The sequence below is a fragment of the Bradyrhizobium hipponense genome (assembly GCF_008123965.1).
GTDB lineage: Bacteria > Pseudomonadota > Alphaproteobacteria > Rhizobiales > Xanthobacteraceae > Bradyrhizobium > Bradyrhizobium hipponense.
Genome location: NZ_VSTH01000134.1, coordinates 1 through 17,575 on the forward strand (window position 1 = coordinate 1; position 17,575 = coordinate 17,575).

General features: G+C 63.6%; 17 protein-coding genes. 9 read left to right on the forward strand and 8 right to left on the reverse strand.

Annotated elements, in window-relative coordinates; all coding sequences use genetic code 11:
* The first annotated feature begins 159 nt into the window (after nt 1–159).
* Together FXV83_RS32635 and FXV83_RS32640 are read left to right on the forward strand one after the other, a co-directional pair.
* A complete protein-coding gene (locus FXV83_RS32635; RefSeq protein WP_148743684.1) occupies nt 160–738 on the forward strand; it encodes a hypothetical protein in 579 nt (192 codons plus the stop codon).
* Between the two features lie 131 nt (nt 739–869).
* Complete coding sequence (locus tag FXV83_RS32640) at nt 870–1,133, forward strand: hypothetical protein (RefSeq protein WP_148743685.1); 264 nt, start codon at nt 870–872, stop codon at nt 1,131–1,133.
* A gap of 6 nt (nt 1,134–1,139) precedes the next feature.
* Here FXV83_RS32640 and FXV83_RS32645 read toward each other — a convergent pair whose 3' ends face one another.
* Nucleotides 1,140–2,036, reverse strand: a complete 897-nt coding sequence (locus FXV83_RS32645; RefSeq protein WP_148743686.1) for an alpha/beta hydrolase family protein — start codon at nt 2,034–2,036, stop codon at nt 1,140–1,142.
* 181 nt (nt 2,037–2,217) lie between these two features.
* On the opposite strand from FXV83_RS32645, the gene FXV83_RS32650 reads away from it, so the two are divergent.
* The 3 genes from FXV83_RS32650 to FXV83_RS32660 are packed head-to-tail and all read left to right on the forward strand — an operon-like array spanning nt 2,218 to nt 5,746.
* Nucleotides 2,218–3,606: a class II 3-deoxy-7-phosphoheptulonate synthase gene (locus FXV83_RS32650; protein WP_148743687.1), complete on the forward strand. Its 1,389-nt coding sequence runs from the start codon at nt 2,218–2,220 to the stop codon at nt 3,604–3,606.
* Nucleotides 3,607–3,610: 4 nt separating this feature from the next.
* Nucleotides 3,611–3,964 carry a diacylglycerol kinase gene (locus tag FXV83_RS32655; RefSeq protein ID WP_148743688.1) on the forward strand — a complete coding sequence of 118 codons (354 nt, stop codon included), beginning with the start codon at nt 3,611–3,613 and terminating at the stop codon, nt 3,962–3,964.
* 24 nt (nt 3,965–3,988) lie between these two features.
* Entirely contained in the window at nt 3,989–5,746 is a 1,758-nt protein-coding gene (locus tag FXV83_RS32660; protein WP_148743689.1) for an NAD+ synthase, read from the forward strand.
* Nucleotides 5,747–5,906: 160 nt separating this feature from the next.
* Here the strand turns inward: FXV83_RS32660 and FXV83_RS32665 are convergent, their stop codons facing one another.
* The 5 genes from FXV83_RS32665 to FXV83_RS32685 all read right to left on the reverse strand — a co-directional run bounded on the left by FXV83_RS32665 (nt 5,907) and on the right by FXV83_RS32685 (nt 10,433).
* Nucleotides 5,907–6,299: a cytochrome C oxidase subunit IV family protein gene (locus tag FXV83_RS32665; protein ID WP_187436320.1), complete on the reverse strand. Its 393-nt coding sequence runs from the start codon at nt 6,297–6,299 to the stop codon at nt 5,907–5,909.
* 9 nt (nt 6,300–6,308) lie between these two features.
* Nucleotides 6,309–7,025 carry a heme-copper oxidase subunit III family protein gene (locus tag FXV83_RS32670; protein ID WP_148743690.1) on the reverse strand — a complete coding sequence of 239 codons (717 nt, stop codon included), beginning with the start codon at nt 7,023–7,025 and terminating at the stop codon, nt 6,309–6,311.
* A 14-nt stretch (nt 7,026–7,039) separates the two neighbouring features.
* The gene (locus FXV83_RS32675; RefSeq protein WP_148743691.1) at nt 7,040–7,744 is read right to left on the reverse strand and encodes a cytochrome c oxidase subunit 3; all 705 of its coding nucleotides are present in this window, start codon (nt 7,742–7,744) and stop codon (nt 7,040–7,042) included.
* The gene (locus FXV83_RS32680) at nt 7,741–9,519 is read right to left on the reverse strand and encodes a cbb3-type cytochrome c oxidase subunit I (RefSeq protein WP_148743692.1); all 1,779 of its coding nucleotides are present in this window, start codon (nt 9,517–9,519) and stop codon (nt 7,741–7,743) included. Before FXV83_RS32680 ends, FXV83_RS32675 begins: the two co-directional genes overlap by 4 nt.
* An 80-nt stretch (nt 9,520–9,599) precedes the next feature.
* Nucleotides 9,600–10,433, reverse strand: a complete 834-nt coding sequence (locus FXV83_RS32685; protein WP_148743693.1) for a cytochrome c oxidase subunit II — start codon at nt 10,431–10,433, stop codon at nt 9,600–9,602.
* Between the two features lie 560 nt (nt 10,434–10,993).
* Here FXV83_RS32685 and FXV83_RS32690 point away from each other — a divergent pair.
* Complete coding sequence (locus FXV83_RS32690) at nt 10,994–11,902, forward strand: DUF2189 domain-containing protein (protein ID WP_148743700.1); 909 nt, start codon at nt 10,994–10,996, stop codon at nt 11,900–11,902.
* A 57-nt stretch (nt 11,903–11,959) separates the two neighbouring features.
* Here the strand turns inward: FXV83_RS32690 and FXV83_RS32695 are convergent, their stop codons facing one another.
* Both FXV83_RS32695 and FXV83_RS32700 read right to left on the reverse strand, forming a co-directional pair.
* The gene (locus FXV83_RS32695) at nt 11,960–13,153 is read right to left on the reverse strand and encodes a DUF2865 domain-containing protein (RefSeq protein WP_148743694.1); all 1,194 of its coding nucleotides are present in this window, start codon (nt 13,151–13,153) and stop codon (nt 11,960–11,962) included.
* A gap of 176 nt (nt 13,154–13,329) precedes the next feature.
* The gene (locus FXV83_RS32700) at nt 13,330–13,635 is read right to left on the reverse strand and encodes a hypothetical protein (RefSeq protein WP_148743695.1); all 306 of its coding nucleotides are present in this window, start codon (nt 13,633–13,635) and stop codon (nt 13,330–13,332) included.
* Nucleotides 13,636–13,925: 290 nt separating this feature from the next.
* Between FXV83_RS32700 and cysS the strand changes: the two genes are divergently transcribed.
* From cysS to cimA, 3 genes are all read left to right on the forward strand, one after another.
* On the forward strand, nt 13,926–15,308 hold the full coding sequence (gene cysS / locus FXV83_RS32705; protein ID WP_148743696.1) for a cysteine--tRNA ligase: 1,383 nt from the start codon (nt 13,926–13,928) through the stop codon (nt 15,306–15,308).
* Nucleotides 15,309–15,423: 115 nt separating this feature from the next.
* Complete coding sequence (locus FXV83_RS32710) at nt 15,424–15,915, forward strand: GNAT family N-acetyltransferase (protein WP_187436321.1); 492 nt, start codon at nt 15,424–15,426, stop codon at nt 15,913–15,915.
* Complete coding sequence (cimA, locus tag FXV83_RS32715; protein ID WP_148743698.1) at nt 15,912–17,510, forward strand: citramalate synthase; 1,599 nt, start codon at nt 15,912–15,914, stop codon at nt 17,508–17,510. Before FXV83_RS32710 ends, cimA begins: the two co-directional genes overlap by 4 nt.
* Nucleotides 17,511–17,575: the final 65 nt, after the last annotated feature.

Consider the following 17,575-nt stretch of genomic DNA (forward strand, 5'->3'; position numbering starts at 1 on the left):
GGGCCCTCATGCCGGTTACGGTCGAACTATAGCTGCTGCCGAAACGGCATCAACATGTACGAAATTCTCTGCTTTTCGAGAACGCCGGTCCCCGTTAGGTTCCCGCGCGGTTTGGCGGGGCGCCACGCCAGCGCAACGACGCGCCAGGGGACGATCGGGGTGAACGAGAACATCGCCAGCGAGCTGGAGCACGGGCTGGACACCCGCTTGGTCGACCGTCGTCGCGCGGCGGCCTATGTCGGCGTGACCGCCGGCCGCTTCGAGCAATTGGTGCGCGACAACGTCGTGCCACCGCCGGTCATGGTGGACAACAAGCGGCGCTGGTCCATTGCTTTGCTCAACGTCGCGAAAGCGGCGGTCGGCAACAGCATCCCATGCCTGCCGCCGGTCCCGGCCGATGTCGCCGCCCGGATGCGTCCCTGCGAACGGGACCCTGCGCCAGCTTCGCACGAGTTGCCCGACCAGGCGTGGTTCGACCAGCGCGCGCGGTTCGTCGAGCGCGTCCGAAGGTCGCTGCTCTCGGGCAACGAGATCAGTTTGCTGCGCGAATTCAAGGTGCTCAAGCAGAACCAGATCAGCATGTTCGGCTACTACGGCAGCTTCGAAGCCCTGATGGTGCGCGGCTATATCGTCGAAGTCGCGCGCAAGCCGCCGTCGAGCCGTCCGATGGTGACCTATCGCCTGACCGCGCAGGGCGAACAGGTCATCGCCGCGCTGAAGGACGAGCCGGTGATCTGATCGGACGCCGACTAATCGATAAAAATGTCTGCAATCCGCTCAGCGGCGGCAAACCGTGCAGACAACAATCGCGCCGCCTTAAACCCGAGTTTTGGAACCTGCATGCATCCTTCCCGAAAAGGGGCATCCGCATGTCTATTTTCAGAGAGATTGTCGTCGCGGTGGCAGGGGTCTACGCGCTTCTGTTCGCCTGCGATGCAGTGTTCGGCCACGGCGAGGCGCGTTTCGACGATGTCTATTACAGCAGCGCCTTCTACGCGCCGCGGCCGAAGGAATTTCGTTTCGCGAGCAATACGCCGCCGGCGGTGCGCGTCAGCGACGCCTTTGCCCAGTTCACGCCCAGCGAAGCCAAGCCCAACAGGCGCTACTCGTCCCTGACCACGATCATTCGTTAAGCCGCCTCACTCCTCCTGCATCCATTCCGCAACGCCGCGCCACAGTGTGTCGCGGTGCTCGGAGCGGAAGAAGCCGAAATGGCCGATCGCCTTGGCGCCGACCTCGGACGGTTTGATCGTCAGGACCTCCGGCTTGATCGCGGTGAATCCGCCGGTCAGCAGCTCGACCGCGGGTCGCGTCGCCCAGGGATCGTCGGAGAAGCACAGCGCGCGCAGCTCGCCTTTGAACTTGGCGAAGTTTTCCAACGCCGGCAGCTTTGAATCGAACAGATAGCGCGGGCTCGACACCCACTCGGCCCATTGCAGGAACACGCCCTTGGGCAGGTCCTCGCCGATGCCGGCCCAGCCCGGCGCGTAGCCGAGCGCGTGTGCGAGCGGAACGCCGATGAAATTCATAAAGGCGTAGACGCGGTATTTCTCCGGCGAGGTCATCAGCCGCCAGGTCGCGGCCTGCGAGGCCAGCAGTATGGCGCGCGAGATCTCGGTGTTGTTCGCGAGCAGCCCCAGCGCCTGGCCGCCGAAGGAATGACCGACATAGGCCAGGGGCAGGGTGTTGTACCGCTCGCGCATCCAGCGCACCGCGGCGGCGACGTCGAGCGCGGCCCAGTCCGACATCGAGGCCTTGAAGCCGACCAGCGATTTCGGCTGGTTGTAGCCGACCATCGCCGGCTGCCGGGAGTCGCCGATGCCGCGGTAGTCATAGGTCAGCACCGCGCAGCCGCGGTGGGCGAGGTAGGAGGCAAAGCCGCGATAGATTTTTCGCGGGACGGCGGTGGCGGAGTTGATCAGGACGGCATGGCGCTTGGTGCCGCGGGGCAGGAACAGCGTGCCGGTCAGCGCATACCCGTCGGTGGCCGGGAAGCTGATCTCGTCGATGAAAACGTCGTCGCTTGCGGCGTCCATGGGGTGCCGTTGTCCTTCCCGAGTTTCCTCTGGCGGCCAGCAAATGCGAATTCAGCTTTTCCCGCAAGGGTTTGCGGTGCGAAACGGATTTACAACTGGCGGCGGGCGGCCGGCCTGTGTATAAGGCGGCCCTCGCAACCCACAGATCAGGTTGTACTTTTCGCTTTACGGAGAGATTGCGATGTCCGAGCGGTGGACGCCCGAGTCCTGGCGCAGCAAGCCGGTGCTGCAGGTGCCGGACTATCCCGACGCCAAAGCCCTGGCCGACGTCGAGGCGCAGCTTGCGACGTTTCCGCCGCTGGTGTTTGCGGGCGAGGCGCGCAATCTGAAGAAGTCGCTGGCGCGGGTTGCGGCCGGCGAAGCCTTCCTGCTCCAGGGCGGCGATTGTGCCGAAAGCTTTGCCGAGCACGGCGCCAACAACATCCGCGATTTCTTCCGCGTGCTGCTCCAGATGGCGGTGGTGCTGACCTATGCCGGCGCGGTGCCGGTGGTGAAGGTCGGCCGCATCGCCGGCCAGTTCGCCAAGCCGCGGTCCTCGCCGACCGAGAAGATTGACGGCGTCGAGCTGCCCAGCTATCGCGGCGACATCGTCAACGACATCGCCTTCACCAAGGAAGCGCGCGTGCCGGATCCGCAGCGCCAGCTGATGGCCTATCGCCAGTCGGCCGCGACGCTGAACCTGCTCCGCGCTTTCGCCACCGGCGGCTTCGCCAATCTCGGCAGTGTGCATCAGTGGATGCTGGGCTTCCTGAAGGATTCGCCGCAGTCCCGCCGCTACAAGGAATTGGCGGACCGCATCTCGGACGCGCTGAACTTCATGCAGGCTTGCGGCCTCGATCTGGAGAGCCATCCCGAGCTGCGCGCCACCGATTTCTATACCAGCCACGAGGCGCTGCTGCTCGGCTACGAGCAGGCCATGACCCGCGTCGATTCCACCACCGGCGACTGGTACGCGACATCAGGCCATATGATCTGGATCGGCGACCGCACCCGCCAGCTCGACCACGGCCATGTCGAATATTTCCGCGGTATCAAGAATCCGATCGGGCTGAAGTGCGGCCCGTCGCTGAAGGCCGACGAGCTGCTGAAGCTGATCGACGTGCTCAACCCCGACAACGAGCCGGGCCGGCTGACCTTGATCGGCCGTTTCGGCTCTGACAAGGTCGGCGAGCATCTGCCGAACCTGATCCGCGCGGTGAAGCGCGAGGGCAGGGTCGTGGTCTGGTCGTGCGACCCCATGCACGGCAACACCATCACCTCGACGTCGGGCTACAAGACGCGGCCGTTCGACCGCATTCTGTCGGAGGTGAAGTCGTTCTTCACGATTCATGCCGCCGAAGGCACCCATGCCGGCGGCGTGCATCTGGAGATGACCGGCCAGGACGTCACCGAATGCCTCGGCGGCGCCCGCGCGATCACGGACGAGGATCTCAACGACCGCTACCATACGGTCTGCGATCCCCGCCTCAACGCCGAGCAATCCATCGATATGGCTTTCCTGGTCGCGGAGCTGCTCAAGCAGGAACGCGCCGGCAAGGTCCGGCCGATGCCGGCCGCAGCGGGGCTCTAAGATCTTGCTGCGGATCTGGAAGGCCACGATCAACTCCCGCAACGGTCTGGCCTTTGCGTTCCGCTCGGAGCAGGCCATCCGCGAGGAGATTTTTGCGCTCCTCTTGTCGTTGCCGCTGGCCTGGTTCATCAGTGCGACCGCGATGCGCGCGATCGAGCTGGTCTGTGCGGTCGCCTTCGTGCTGGTGGTCGAGCTGCTCAACACCGCGATCGAAAAACTCGCCGACCGCCTGACCATGGATCACGACAAGCAGATCGGCCGCGTCAAGGACATGGGCTCAGCCGCGGTCGGCGTCGCGCTCCTGATGGCCGGCGCTTTCTGGATTTTTGCGCTCGTCGAGCGGTTGGGTTTCGTCTAGCCATTGGATCGAGTAAAGGCGGCCATGACTGAACGTCTCAACGAATTCGCGGTCACGCTCGCCCAGCTCAATCCGGTCGTGGGCGACATCGCGGGCAATGCCGCGAAGGCGCGGGCGGCGCGGGCACAAGCCAAAGCCGACGGCGCCGATATCGTGCTGTTTCCGGAATTGTTCATCGCCGGCTATCCGCCGGAAGACCTGGTGCAGAAGCCGGCTTTCCAGGCCGCCTGCCGCGCTGCGATCGAGGCGCTTGCGCGAGAGACCGCCGATGGCGGCCCGGCGATGCTGGTCGGCACGCCCTGGGTCGAGGACGACAGGCTCTACAATGCTTGCGCACTGCTCGATGGCGGCCGCATCGCCGCGCTGCGCTTCAAGTGCAATCTTCCGAACTACGGCGTGTTCGACGAGAAGCGGCTGTTTGCGCGCGGACCCGCGGCCGGCCCGGTCACCGTGCGCGGGTTACGCATCGGTGTGCCGATCTGCGAGGACATCTGGCTGGAAGAGTCCGAGGACTACGAGAACGTAGTCGAGACGCTGGCCGAGACCGGCGCCGAGATCATCCTCGTGCCGAACGGCTCGCCCTACGCTCGCGACAAGAACGACGTGCGCCTGTCGGTGGCGGTGGCGCGGGTGACGGAGTGCGGCTTGCCGCTGGTCTATCTCAACCAGATCGGCGGCCAGGACGAGCTGGTGTTCGACGGCGCCTCCTTCGCGCTCAACGGCGACCTCTCGCTCGCAGCGCAACTGCCGGCGTTCGAGGAAAGCATCACCACGCTGCGCTTCGCCCGTACCGGCGACGACTGGCGCTGCACCGGCCCGATCGCCGCCCAGCCCGAAGGCGACCACGCCGATTACGCCGCCTGCGTACTCGGCTTGCGCGACTACGTCACCAAGAACGGCTTTCCCGGCGTGCTGCTCGGCATCTCCGGCGGCATCGATTCGGCGCTGTGCGCAGCCATCGCGGTCGATGCGCTCGGCGACGACCAGGTGCACGGCGTGATGCTGCCCTATCGCTTCACCGCGGCGAGCTCGATCGCGGACGCAGGCGAACTCGCGGGCCATCTCGGCATCCGCTACGAGGTCCTGCCGATCGCGCAAGCGGTGAACGGGTTCGAGGCCATCCTCGAAGGCGTGTTCAAGAATCTGCCGCCTGATATCACCGAGGAAAATCTCCAGGCCCGCACCCGCGGCACGCTCTTGATGGCGATCTCCAACAAGACCGGGCTGATGGTGGTGACCACCGGCAACAAGTCGGAGATGTCGGTCGGCTATGCCACGCTCTATGGCGACATGAACGGCGGCTTCAATCCGATCAAGGACATCTACAAGACACAGGTGTTTCGGCTGGCGGCGTTGCGCAACGCATGGAAGCCAGAGGGCGCGCTCGGGCCTGCGGGCGAGGTCATCCCGCCCGACATCATCACGCGCCCGCCGACGGCGGAGCTGCGCGAGAACCAGACCGATCAGGATTCGCTGCCGCCGTATGACGTCCTCGATGCCATCCTCGTGCGTCTGATCGAGCGCGAAGAGCCGCTCGACCAGATCATCGCCGCCGGCTTCGACCGCGAGACGGTGGTGCGCATCGACCATCTCCTCAACGTCGCCGAATACAAGCGTCGCCAGGCCGCGCCCGGCGTGAAGGTGACGGCCAGGAATTTCGGCCGCGACCGCCGCTATCCCATCACCAATCGCTTTCGCGACAGCGGCGAGGCCCTGCCCGCGCCGGATGAGATGCTGGTCTCGCGCGGCAACCAGGCCTCGATCGACGCGTTCGAGGGGTAGCACCGGAGAGAGACGGGCTGTGTGCCATCCGCCACGCTGTCATCATCCGCGAAGGCGGATGATCCAGCACGCCGCAGGGCACGTTGTAGAAACCGACCCCTGCCACGGGATACTGTAGCGGGGGCATGACAGTGAAGCGAAGTGAGAACTCGGCCTGCCGCTACGACGGGGCTGCGAAGAACAGCACCCGGAGCAAGTGGGTGTATTCGGATTCGAGCACCATGATTGCCACAAACACCAACACCGCGACGGGTGGCAGCAGGATGGCATAGGCGAGGGCCAGCCGCTCCCAGGCCATGTGCATGAAGACGGCGACGATCAGACCGGCCTTCAACACCATGAACAGCAGGATCAGCGACCACCTCGTATAGCCATGTAGGCCAAAGTAGTCGACGAGATAGGAGCACGTGCTGAGGACAAACAGCCAGCCCCAGACCACGAGGTAGAGCTTGATCGGGTGCTGTTGCCCCTTGGCGTGCACGGCTGCTGTTGCGACTGCGCCATGCGCCGGAGCGTGGAGCTGTCCTTCCATGTGTACCGTCGCGTTTGTCATGCGCCGCCCTCACCAAAGATAGAAGAACGCAAAGATGAATACCCACACGAGATCGACGAAGTGCCAGTATAGGCCCATGATCTCGACGATCTCGTAATAGCCCTTGCGGCTCGTGAAGAAGCCGCGCCTCTCGACGTCGAAGTCGCCGCGCAAGACCTTTCGCGCAATGGCGATCAGGAAGATCACACCGATCGTCACGTGGGTGCCGTGGAAGCCGGTGATCATGAAGAAGCTCGCACCAAACTGCGGCGCACCCCATGGATTGCCCCAGGGCCGGACGCCCTCCATGATCAGCTTGGTCCATTCGAAGGCCTGCATTCCGACGAAGGTTGCGCCGAAGGCCGCCGTCGCAAGCATCAAGGCGGCGGTTCTGACGCGATCGCGGCGGTAGCCGAAATTGACGGCCATCGCCATCGTGCCGCTGCTGCTGATCAGGATAAAGGTCATGATGGCGATCAGGATCAGCGGAATATGCCTGCCGGCTAAGTTGAGAGCGAAGACTTCGCTGGGGTTGGGCCACGGCACGGTGGTCGACATACGCGCCGTCATGTACGAGAGCAGGAAGCAACTGAAGATGAAGGTGTCGCTGAGGAGGAAGATCCACATCATGGCCTTGCCCCAGGACACGTTCTTGAAGGTTCGCTGATCGGACGCCCAGTCGGCGGCGATGCCGCGCCAGCCTTCAAGCCGCGCAGGCGATTGGCCCGGATTTGTCAGCACAGCCATCTGGTCTCGCCTCCCTAGCTCAGCAATTGGCGACAGATGTTGATGAAATCGTCGGTCCAGCCGGTGAGAAGTCCGAGCAGGACAAGCCAGACCAGCAGCAGGAAATGCCAGTAGATGGCGCACAGCTCGACGCTCAAGCGCATGTCGGCGGCCTCAGCGCCACGCCACACTTTGGCTGAGGTTCGGCCGAGGGCCACGAGGCCGCCCGTCAGGTGCAGCCCGTGCACCGCGGTCAACAGGAAGAAGAAGGAATTCGCCGGATTGGACGCCATGAAATATCCGGCAGCTCCGAGCTGTTGCCAGGCCAGGAGCTGACCGGCGAGGAAGATCACGGCGGATGCTCCGCCCGCGAGCAGGCCGATCATGACGCCTTCAACATCGTATCGGCGTGCGGCCACGTACGACCATTGTAGCGCGCCGCTGCTCAGGACCAGGACGCCCGTGTTGAGCCACAGCAGCCGGGGCACGGGCAGCGCCCGCCAGTCCGTCACGTTCATGCGCATCGAGTAGGCGCTGATGAAGAGGACGAACAATGAGCCCGCGACGGCGAGAAACACGCCAAGTCCGATCTTCGCTGCCGGCCAGGTCATGGTATCGCCGCCGGGGAAGTCACCGACCGGGCCTTCCTCGAGCCAGGGCTTGGCCATCAGGCGCTGCTGCGACAGCCACCATCCGGCGATCACCGCGATCACAGCGAGGAACAGGATGATGGCGCTCACGAAGCAGCTCCCTGAACCACCTGCGTCGCGCGCGGCGGCTGGTTCTGCGGAATGAAGTCCTCCTCGGCGCCGGGGACACTATAATCATAGGCCCAGCGGTACACGATCGGGAGCTCCTTGCCCCAGTTGCCATGCCCGGGAGGTGTCTCCGGCGTCTGCCACTCCAGCGTCGTCGCCTGCCACGGATTGCCGCCTGCGGCCTCTCCTTTGAACAGGCTCCAGGCAAGATTGAACAGGAACACCAATTGGCTGAAGCCGACGGTCAAGGCCACCACGGAGATGAAGGCATTCAGTGAATGGGCCGAGGACGGGATGAACGCGGCGTCGCCGAGCTCGAAATACCGGCGTGGAACCCCGAGCAGTCCAAGATAGTGCATTGGGAAGAAGATCAAGTAGGCGCCGAGGAAGGTGACCCAGAAGTGAAACTTGCCCAGGGCATCGTTCAGCATCCGCCCGGTGACCTTGGGGTACCAATGATAGATCGCGCCGAGAACGACCATGATCGGCGCCACGCCCATCACCATATGGAAATGCGCGACCACGAACATGGTATCCGAGAGCGGCACGTCCACGACGACGTTGCCGAGGAAGAGCCCGGTGAGCCCGCCGTTCACGAAGGTGATGATGAAGCCGAGGGCGAACAGCATCGGCACCCGGAGATGAATGTCGCCGCGCCATAGGGTCAGCACCCAGTTGTAGACCTTGATCGCGGTGGGGATGGCGATGATGAGCGTCGTGGTGGCGAAGAAGTACCCGAATTGCGGGAACATGCCGCTTACATACATATGGTGCGCCCAGACGACGAAGCTGAGTGCGCCGATGGCCACGATCGCCCAGACCATCATGCGGTAACCAAAGATGTTCTTGCGCGCATGCGTGCTGATCAGATCGGAGACGATGCCGAAGGCGGGCAGGGCGACGATGTAGACCTCGGGGTGGCCGAAGAACCAGAACAGATGCTGGAAGAGCAGCGGGCTGCCGCCACCATATTTCGACAGTGTGCCCATCTCGACAAGGGAGGGCATGAAGAAGCTGGTTCCCAAGAGACGGTCGAGCAGCAGCATGACCGAGGCTACGAAGAGTGCAGGGAATGCCAGCAACGCCATGACTGTCGCCGTGAAAATGCCCCATACCGTCAGGGGCAGGCGCATCAACGTCATGCCGCGGGTGCGCGCCTGGAGCACCGTGACCACATAATTCAGCCCGCCCATGGTGAAGCCGATGATGAACAGGATCAGGGACGACAGCATGAGAATGATGCCCCAATCCTGCCCGGGCGTTCCGGAGAGGATTGCTTGCGGTGGGTACAGGGTCCAGCCGGCGCCGGTGGGGCCGCCGGGCACGAAAAATGTCGAGGCCAGCACTAGGACCGCGAGCAGGTAGACCCAGTAGCTCAGCATGTTCACGTAAGGGAAGACCATGTCCCGAGCGCCGACCATCAGCGGGATCAGGTAGTTGCCGAAGCCGCCCAGGAACAATGCGGTGAGCAGGTAGATCACCATGATCATGCCGTGCATGGTGATGAACTGGAGGTACTGATTGGCATCGATGAAAGAGAAGGTGCCAGGGAATCCCAGTTGCAGTCGCATCAGCCACGACAGCACCAGGGCCACCAGCCCGATGGCCGAGGCTGTCAGTGCGTACTGAACGGCGATCACCTTGGCGTCCTGCGAGAAGACATACCGTGTCCACCAGCTCCTCGGATGATAGAGCTCGACATCAGGCACTTCGGCAGGCGGGATGCCTGGGATACCTTCATATGGAATATCGACCATAGAAATACCTCCTCGGTCGTTTCCATCGGGAGCGACGAGTTCGTCTCACGCACCCGATTTATTGTCGCGGCGGCACCTTGCTACTTGCCGCCGGATTGATACGTCGCCTTCACGATGGTGTTTCCGGGCGACAATTCTGCAAACGTCTTCTGTTGCCCCAGCCAAGCGTGATATTCACGCTCTTCGTCGATGATGACCTTGGCTCGCATCTGATAGTGAGCTGCGCCACAAAGCTCTGCACAGAGCACATCGAACGTTCCGGTTCGGATCGGGTTTATCCAGAAATAGGTCACCACGCCCGGGACCATGTCCATCTTGGCCCGGAATTCGGGCACGTAGAAATCGTGCAGGACATCAACCGAGCGGAGGAGAATCTTGACCGGCTTTCCAACTTGAAGGTGCAGGTCGCCATTCTCGATCACGACGTCGTCCTGCCCATGTGCATCGTCGCGATTGAGTCCCATCGGATTGTCCGAGGCGATGTTGCGGACATCGGATGTGCCCAACTGCCCATCCTTGCCCGGAAGGCGGAAGCTCCATTGCCATTGCTGGCCCATGACCTCGACCTCGGTGGCATCCGCCGGCACTGTCACGAACTGGTGCCAGACCACGAGGCCAGGCGCCAGCATGGCTGCGACCCCGACGCCCGTCCCGACGCTCAGCCACCATTCGAGCCTTTTGTTTTCCGGATTGTAGTCAGCCCGTCTTCCCTCTTTGTGGTGAAAGCGGAAGACGCAATAGGCCATGAAGGCGATGACCGCGACGAAAACGAAACCCGTGATCCAGAACGTGATGCTGATGGTGTGGTCGATATAGGCCCAGTTAGTGGCGATCGGCGTCCACCACCAAGGGCTGTAGAGGTGAAACAGCACCGAGCCGATAGCGACCAGAAGCAGTATCAGTGCGACAGCCATCCTGATCCATCCTTGCCATCAAAGGCTACGGATACGAATTCAGGGCGGAGCTCACGTCTGTCACGATGGCTGGCTTTTCTTGGTCGGCACCTGTGCCATCGCCGGCCTGTTGCCTCGCCCATTCCACGGTCGCGAAATCAAGAGAACGATCGCGACCAACAATCTCATCGGAGTTGAGGGCGTCTACACGTTTAAAATGATCCGCGCCGAACCCGGCGTCAATAGAGCATGTAGACGTGAGAGCATGTAAGACGTGCTGACGTGGCGTGAGCGTCTCGCCCGGCAAGTCGGCGACACCTGCGAAGCTGACGGCGGCGCCTTGGGTGACGCAGCGCACAAATCTGTGCAGGTGCACAATTCACCCAACCGTGAGTGCAGCCGTGCACCGCGCGCGCTAATCTCGCAAGGTAGGTCGCGACGGGTTCCGTCCGGCCAGGCTCGTTTCGTTGAACCTGGATGCCGTACTCGGCCCATCGCGTTTCTCGCTCAAGAGGCGGACACGCGTGGCTGGAAAGCCCGTGCTATCGCCGCCGCGACTTTCAGCACGGGAGGGTGCGTTCATGGCCACTTTGTACTCTCACCACATGATGAGGCGGCACGTATTCGGCGAAGCGGCCTCTTATCCCACTCGCAAGATCAGTTGGTCCGACCTGACCGATGCGCTGCGCCTGGGTTGGGAGGATTTCCAGGCAATGCCAAGTCACGCGATCGTTGTGTGCGTGATTTATCCCGTTCTCGGCCTCGTCCTGTTCAGGATGGTTCTCGGCTATTCGGTGCTGCCGCTGCTCTTTCCGCTGGCCGCCGGGTTTGCCTTGGTCGGCCCCTTTGCCGCGATCGGTCTCTACGAACTCAGCCGTCGCCGCGAGCGCGGCGAGGAGGTCGGCGCGTGGGACGCGATCAAGGTGCTGCGCGCACCGTCGTTTGGCGCCATGCTCGAGCTTGGCGTACTCCTGCTCGTCCTGTTCGGGGCCTGGATCGGTGCCGCGAATGCAATCTACGTCACAATCTTCGGTCATGCGCCCGCTGCAAGTATTCCTGACTTCGCAACGCGCGTGCTGACGACACCGGAAGGCTGGTCGCTCATTATTGTCGGTTGTGGTGTCGGCTTCCTGTTTGCGGTTGTGGCTCTGTGCGTCAGCGTTGTGTCGTTTCCGTTGATGCTCGACCGGCATGCGACTGCGATCGATGCGATCCGCACGTCGCTCCGAGTGGTAGCGGCGAATCCGGTTGCGATGGCCGGCTGGGGTCTCATCGTGGCGGCGCTGCTCGTGATCGGCTCGCTGCCGCTCTTCGTCGGTCTCGCTGTCACCCTTCCGGTGCTCGGTCATGCCACCTGGCACCTCTATCGGCGGGCGGTCGAGCCGAATCCGAATCCACCGGACGAGCCGCCGCCGCCCCCGAAGGGAAGGCGCTACGCAGCGGACTTTCCGGCCAACCTCTTCCCGTGGAGCCGCGAGGGTGAGCCGTAACAGCGAAACGGCCGCTCCCGGCGGCCGCCTTCGCGCGGCATGACAGAGAGTAACGGTCTACTTCTGCTGCTGCGGCAGGAAGCTCGGCCCGACCGAACGGATCGGCTTGTTCTCGGAGGACGTTGTGGCTGTGCCCGTATCCGCGGGCGGTGTGGCGGCCGGTGCGTTGGCGGTCGGCGGCACCGGGGCGGTGCCCTTCTTGGCATTGCTGGCAGGCGCGCCCTTGGTGAGCTGACGGTGCTGCATCTTCTTGGCGCTCTCTTCGGTGACGATGATGTCACCCTGCTGCTCGGCAGCGGCCTTGTCGTCTACCGATTTCAGCGCGTCGGCCCAGCTCTGGCCCGCGGCCTTGCAGGAGCAGGACGGATTGAACTCATTGCGGAATTTGAATGCGGTCGGCAGCGCCGTGTAGGGCTGGCCGCTGACGGAGACCGCGGAGTTCATGTCCTCGCCGGGATTGCGGTAAGTGTAGAGCGAGGCGTCGGCCGCCGGACACAGCGCCTTGCAGGTTTTCTCGTCGTCGGGGAAGCGCGCCGGCACCGTCGCGAACGAGACCGGGAAATAGGCGCCGTCGCAGGTGCGCACGCACACGGTACGGTAGGTACCGGATTGCGGGCCGAGATCGGCTGGCGGGACGCCTTGCGGATTGTTGGCGTTGTTGCCGCCGAACAGATTGCTCAGGAAGTTGCCGCCGCCCTGCGACTGCGCGGCGTTGGCATATTGCGGGCCGCAATTGTTCTGCGCGAGCGCGACCAGCACCGAGCGACGCTGACTGTCGCGCTCCGGACTGAAGCCGCCGGGGCCGCCGCCGCGCAGGCGTTCGAGATTGCCGGTGATCTGGTCCAGGTTGGCGCGCATCTGCTGGATCTGGGTGTTGACCGGGCCGCACTGCGCCGACTGGCCGTTGAAGAGCGAGAAGAAGCCGGAGGAATCGCAGCCCATGCGCTTGGCCTGCATGGTGACGCGGTCGAGCTCGGCCTGTTGCTTGGCCTGGGAATCCTGGTAGCGGCGGATCTGGTCTTCGCGTGCGGGGTCGCCGCTGCCGCCACGATCGAGTGCGGCAAGCTGGCCTTCCAGCCGCGAGCACATCGGGTTCGGCCCAAGTCCGTTTTGACCGGGCGCAGGTGGCGGTCCGGGCGGGCCGGCCTGCGCGAAAGCGCCGGTGGCGAGCACGGCTGCGCTCAAGAGCACGGTGCAGGCAAGGACGAAACGAGGACGGGGCAGGGACAAAAATTCAGGCATATCCGCCATTCTAGCGAGGTCACGGCCCAATGACTTGGAAGCCGAAGTGACTTGGGGCCGAAGTGGCTTGCGGCCGAAGTGACTTGGGGGCCGAAGCGCGCCTTCCAATAGCCGCTTCCTGCGGCATCGTCACGTCGTTTCAAGGGCCAAAGATTGGGCCTAAGGTCCGCCAGCTCCGAGAGAATTCAGCGCTGACAGGTGATCGCGACATATTCATCGCAATGGCCATGGGAGCAGTTTGCGCCGGATTTGGGGACAGAGCCGGTAATTTCATCAGGATCGACCCGGCGAAAGGCCGAGGCCTGGGCAAAATCCCGCGACTGGCAGTAGGTGCGCGCGACCTGCGCGCCGCATTTCTCGCCCTTGGCCAGGCACTGGTCGATCCCGTATCCATCTGCCTGGTTGGCGATGATGAAGACGCGGGTCTCGGCGAATGCGCTGGATGCCGCGACGAGGGCGGCGCAGGAGACGAGCGCGAACAGGGATCGCATAGGGGGAGCACCGGGGTTTAAGGGAACCGCCAGCTTCCGAATAAACTCAAAAGGTTAATGATGATGAACCATCATGGCGGGTGGGCGCGCTTTGCGGAGACAAAGCGGCTTTTTCGCGGCTCTCTTGACGCAAGGGCCCCTGGTGGCCCATATGTTCCACATGAACGGTCTCCTCGCCATTTGTGGCATTTGCCGCGAGATTACGAGCTAGCGATTCGCTGGCTGGAGCCGTCTTTTCTCAAAACCATTGAGAGCACTGGACGCCCGGCCAACAGCCGACGGGTATCCATATGGAATTGCGTCTTTACGACACGTTGAGCCGGGAAAAGCGCACCTTTGTGCCGCTCGATCCGAACAACGTCCGCATGTACGTGTGCGGACCGACGGTCTATGACTTCGCCCATATCGGCAATGCGCGGCCGGTGATCGTGTTCGACGTGCTGTTTCGGCTGCTGCGCCATCTCTATGGCGAGGCGCACGTCAAATATGTCCGCAACATCACCGACGTCGACGACAAGATCAACGACCGCGCCGCGCGCGATTTTCCCGGCCTGCCGCTGAACGAGGCGATCCGCAAGGTCACCGAGCAGACCGGCAAGCAGTTTCACGCCGACGTCGACGCGCTTGGCGCGCTCCGGCCGAGCGTCGAGCCGCGCGCGACCGAGCATATCGGCGAGATGCGCGAGATCATCGAGCGGCTCGTCGCCGGCGACTTCGCCTACGTTGCCGAGGACCACGTGCTGTTCTCGCCGCAGGCGATGAACGCGGCGAATTCCACGTTGCCGCGTTATGGCGCGCTCTCAAAGCGTTCGCTGGACGAAATGATTGCCGGCGCCCGCGTCGATGTCGCGCCCTACAAGCGCGACGCCACCGACTTCGTGCTGTGGAAGCCGTCCAAGCCGGGCGAGCCGTCATGGCCGTCGCCGGCCGGCATCGCTGCGCCGGGGCGTCCGGGCTGGCACGTCGAATGCTCGGCCATGGCCTGGAAGCATCTCGGCGAGCATTTCGACATTCATGGCGGCGGTATCGATCTGGTGTTTCCGCACCACGAGAACGAGGTCGCACAGACCTGCTGCGCCTTCCACCGGGAGCGCATGGCCAACTATTGGATGCACAACGGCTTCCTCCAGGTCGAGAGCGAGAAGATGTCGAAGAGCCTCGGCAATTTCGTCACCATCCATGAATTGCTCGCGGACTGGCCCGGTGAGGTGCTGCGCCTGAACATGCTGAAGACGCATTATCATTCGCCGATCGACTGGACCATGAAGTCGCTGGAGGAGAGTGCCAGGACGCTCGACGACTGGTATCGGCTCGCAGCCGACGTCGAGCCCGGCAAGCCGGCTGCATCCGTGGTCGAGCCGCTACTTGACGACCTCAACACGCCTCTCGCGATCGCTGCGCTGCATGGTCTCCGCAACGGCGATGTGAGCGGTTTGGCGGCGTCGTTACGCCTGCTTGGCTTCCTTTCCGAGAGCGCCGCGCGATGGGAAGGCCGCAAGCAACAGGCGAGCGGCGTCGATGCCAAGGAGGTCGAACGCCTGATCTCGGAGCGGACGGCGGCGCGTGCCCGCAAGGATTTCAAGGAGTCCGATCGTCTCCGCGACGAGCTCGCCGCGATGGGTGTCGCGATCAAGGACTCCAAGGACGGGACGACCTGGGAGATCGCGCGATGAAACGGCCCGACACGCCTTTCCCGAGGCACTGGCTCTATTACATCGCGCTGAAGATCCTGCTGCTCGCGGCCGCGGTGGCGCTGGCCCTCAAGCTCTATGGGATGTGGTGAAGACGATGGGACAGACTTTGCCGAAAGCCGCCCTGCGGCCGTTCCTGCCGGATGACGTGCCGGTCCTTGCTGCGATCTTCGCAGCCAGTATCGAGGAATTGACCGGCGACGACTACAGCGAGGCGCAGCAGGAAGCCTGGATGGCGACGGCGCAGGACGAGGAGTTCGGCGCCCGCCTGGCTTCCGACCTGACGCTGATCGCGACGCTGGAAGGCTCGCCCGTGGGCTTCGCTTCGCTGCGCGGCACCGATCACATCCGCATGCTCTATGTGCATCCGGCAGTCAGCCGGCAGGGCATCGCCACCATGCTCGTCGATGCGCTGGAAAAGCTCGCGGGCGGCCGCGGTGCCAAGGACCTGACCGTCGATGCCAGCGACACCGCACAGGGCTTCTTCGCCAAGCGCGGTTACACGGCCAAGCAGCGCAACACCGTCACCGTCAACGGCGAGTGGCTCGCCAACACCACCATGCAGAAGGCGCTCGGAGCACCGCAATGAGCAAGGAGCGCCTCTATCTGTTCGATACCACGCTGCGCGACGGGGCGCAGACCAATGGCGTCGATTTCACGCTGACCGACAAGCAGGTCATCGCCGCGATGCTGGACGAGCTCGGCATCGATTATGTCGAGGGCGGCTATCCCGGCGCCAATCCGCTCGACACCGAGTTTTTCGGCATCAGGCCCAAGCTGACTCATGCGCGCTTTACCGCGTTCGGCATGACGCGGCGGGCAGGGCGGTCGGTCTCCAACGATCCCGGCGTCGCCGGGCTTTTGGAAGCGAAGGCCGATGCGATCTGCTTCGTGGCAAAATCCTCCGCCTACCAAGTGCGCGTCGCGCTTGAGACGACCAAGGAGGAAAACCTCGCCTCGATCCGTGACAGCGTGGCCGCGGCGAAGGCCGCGGGCCGCGAGGTCATGCTCGATTGCGAACACTTTTTCGACGGCTACAAGGAGGACGCCAGCTTCGCGCTCGCCTGCGCCAAGGCCGCCTATGAATCCGGAGCGCGCTGGGTCGTGCTGTGCGACACCAATGGCGGCACTATGCCGAACGAGGTCGAGTCTATCGTCACCGAGGTGACAAAACACATTCCCGGCGATCATCTCGGCATCCACGCCCATAACGACACCGAGCAGGCGGTGGCGAATTCGCTCGCCGCGGTGCGCGCCGGCGCGCGGCAGATCCAGGGCACGCTGAACGGCTTAGGGGAGCGCTGCGGCAACGCCAATCTCTGCTCGCTGATCCCGACCTTGAAGCTGAAGAGCGAATTTGCCGATGCTTTCGAGATCAGCGTCAGGGCGGAGAAGCTGGCGACCCTGGTCAAGGTCTCGCGCACGCTGGACGACATGCTCAACCGCGTGCCGAACCGGCACGCGGCCTATGTCGGCGAAAGCGCCTTCGTCACCAAGACCGGTATCCATGCCTCCGCCGTGATGAAGGATCCGCAGACCTACGAGCATGTGTTGCCGGAGCTGGTCGGCAATCGTCGCAGGGTGCTGGTGTCGGATCAGGCCGGCCGCTCCAATGTCATTGCCGAGCTCGACCGCGCCGGCATCGCCTACGAGAAGAGCGATCCGAAGCTGACGCGGCTGGTCGAGGAGTTGAAGGAGCGCGAGGCGCAGGGCTACGCCTATGAATCCGCCAATGCTTCGTTCGAGCTTCTGGCGCGCCGCACGCTCGGCAAGGTGCCGCACTATTTCGAGGTCGAGCAGTTCGACGTCAATGTCGAGCAGCGCTACAACGCGCTCGGCGAGCGCGTCACCGTCGCGCTGGCCGTGGTCAAGGTCGACGTCGCCGGCGAACATTTGATCTCGGCGGCCGAAGGCAACGGTCCCGTCAACGCGCTCGACGTCGCCCTGCGCAAGGACCTCGGCAAGTACCAGAAATACATCGAGGGGCTGAAGCTGATCGACTACCGCGTGCGTATCCTCAACGGCGGCACCGGTGCGGTCACGCGCGTGCTGATCGAGAGCGAGGACGAGAACGGCGACAGCTGGACCACGGTCGGCGTGTCCCCGAACATCATCGACGCCTCGTTCCAGGCGCTGATGGATTCGGTGATCTACAAGCTCGTGAAATCGGGCGCGCCGGCGTAGGGCAACGGCGGCGCCACAAACGCCGTCCTTCGGATCGCTGATCCTTCATCCTTGTATGGGGAGTG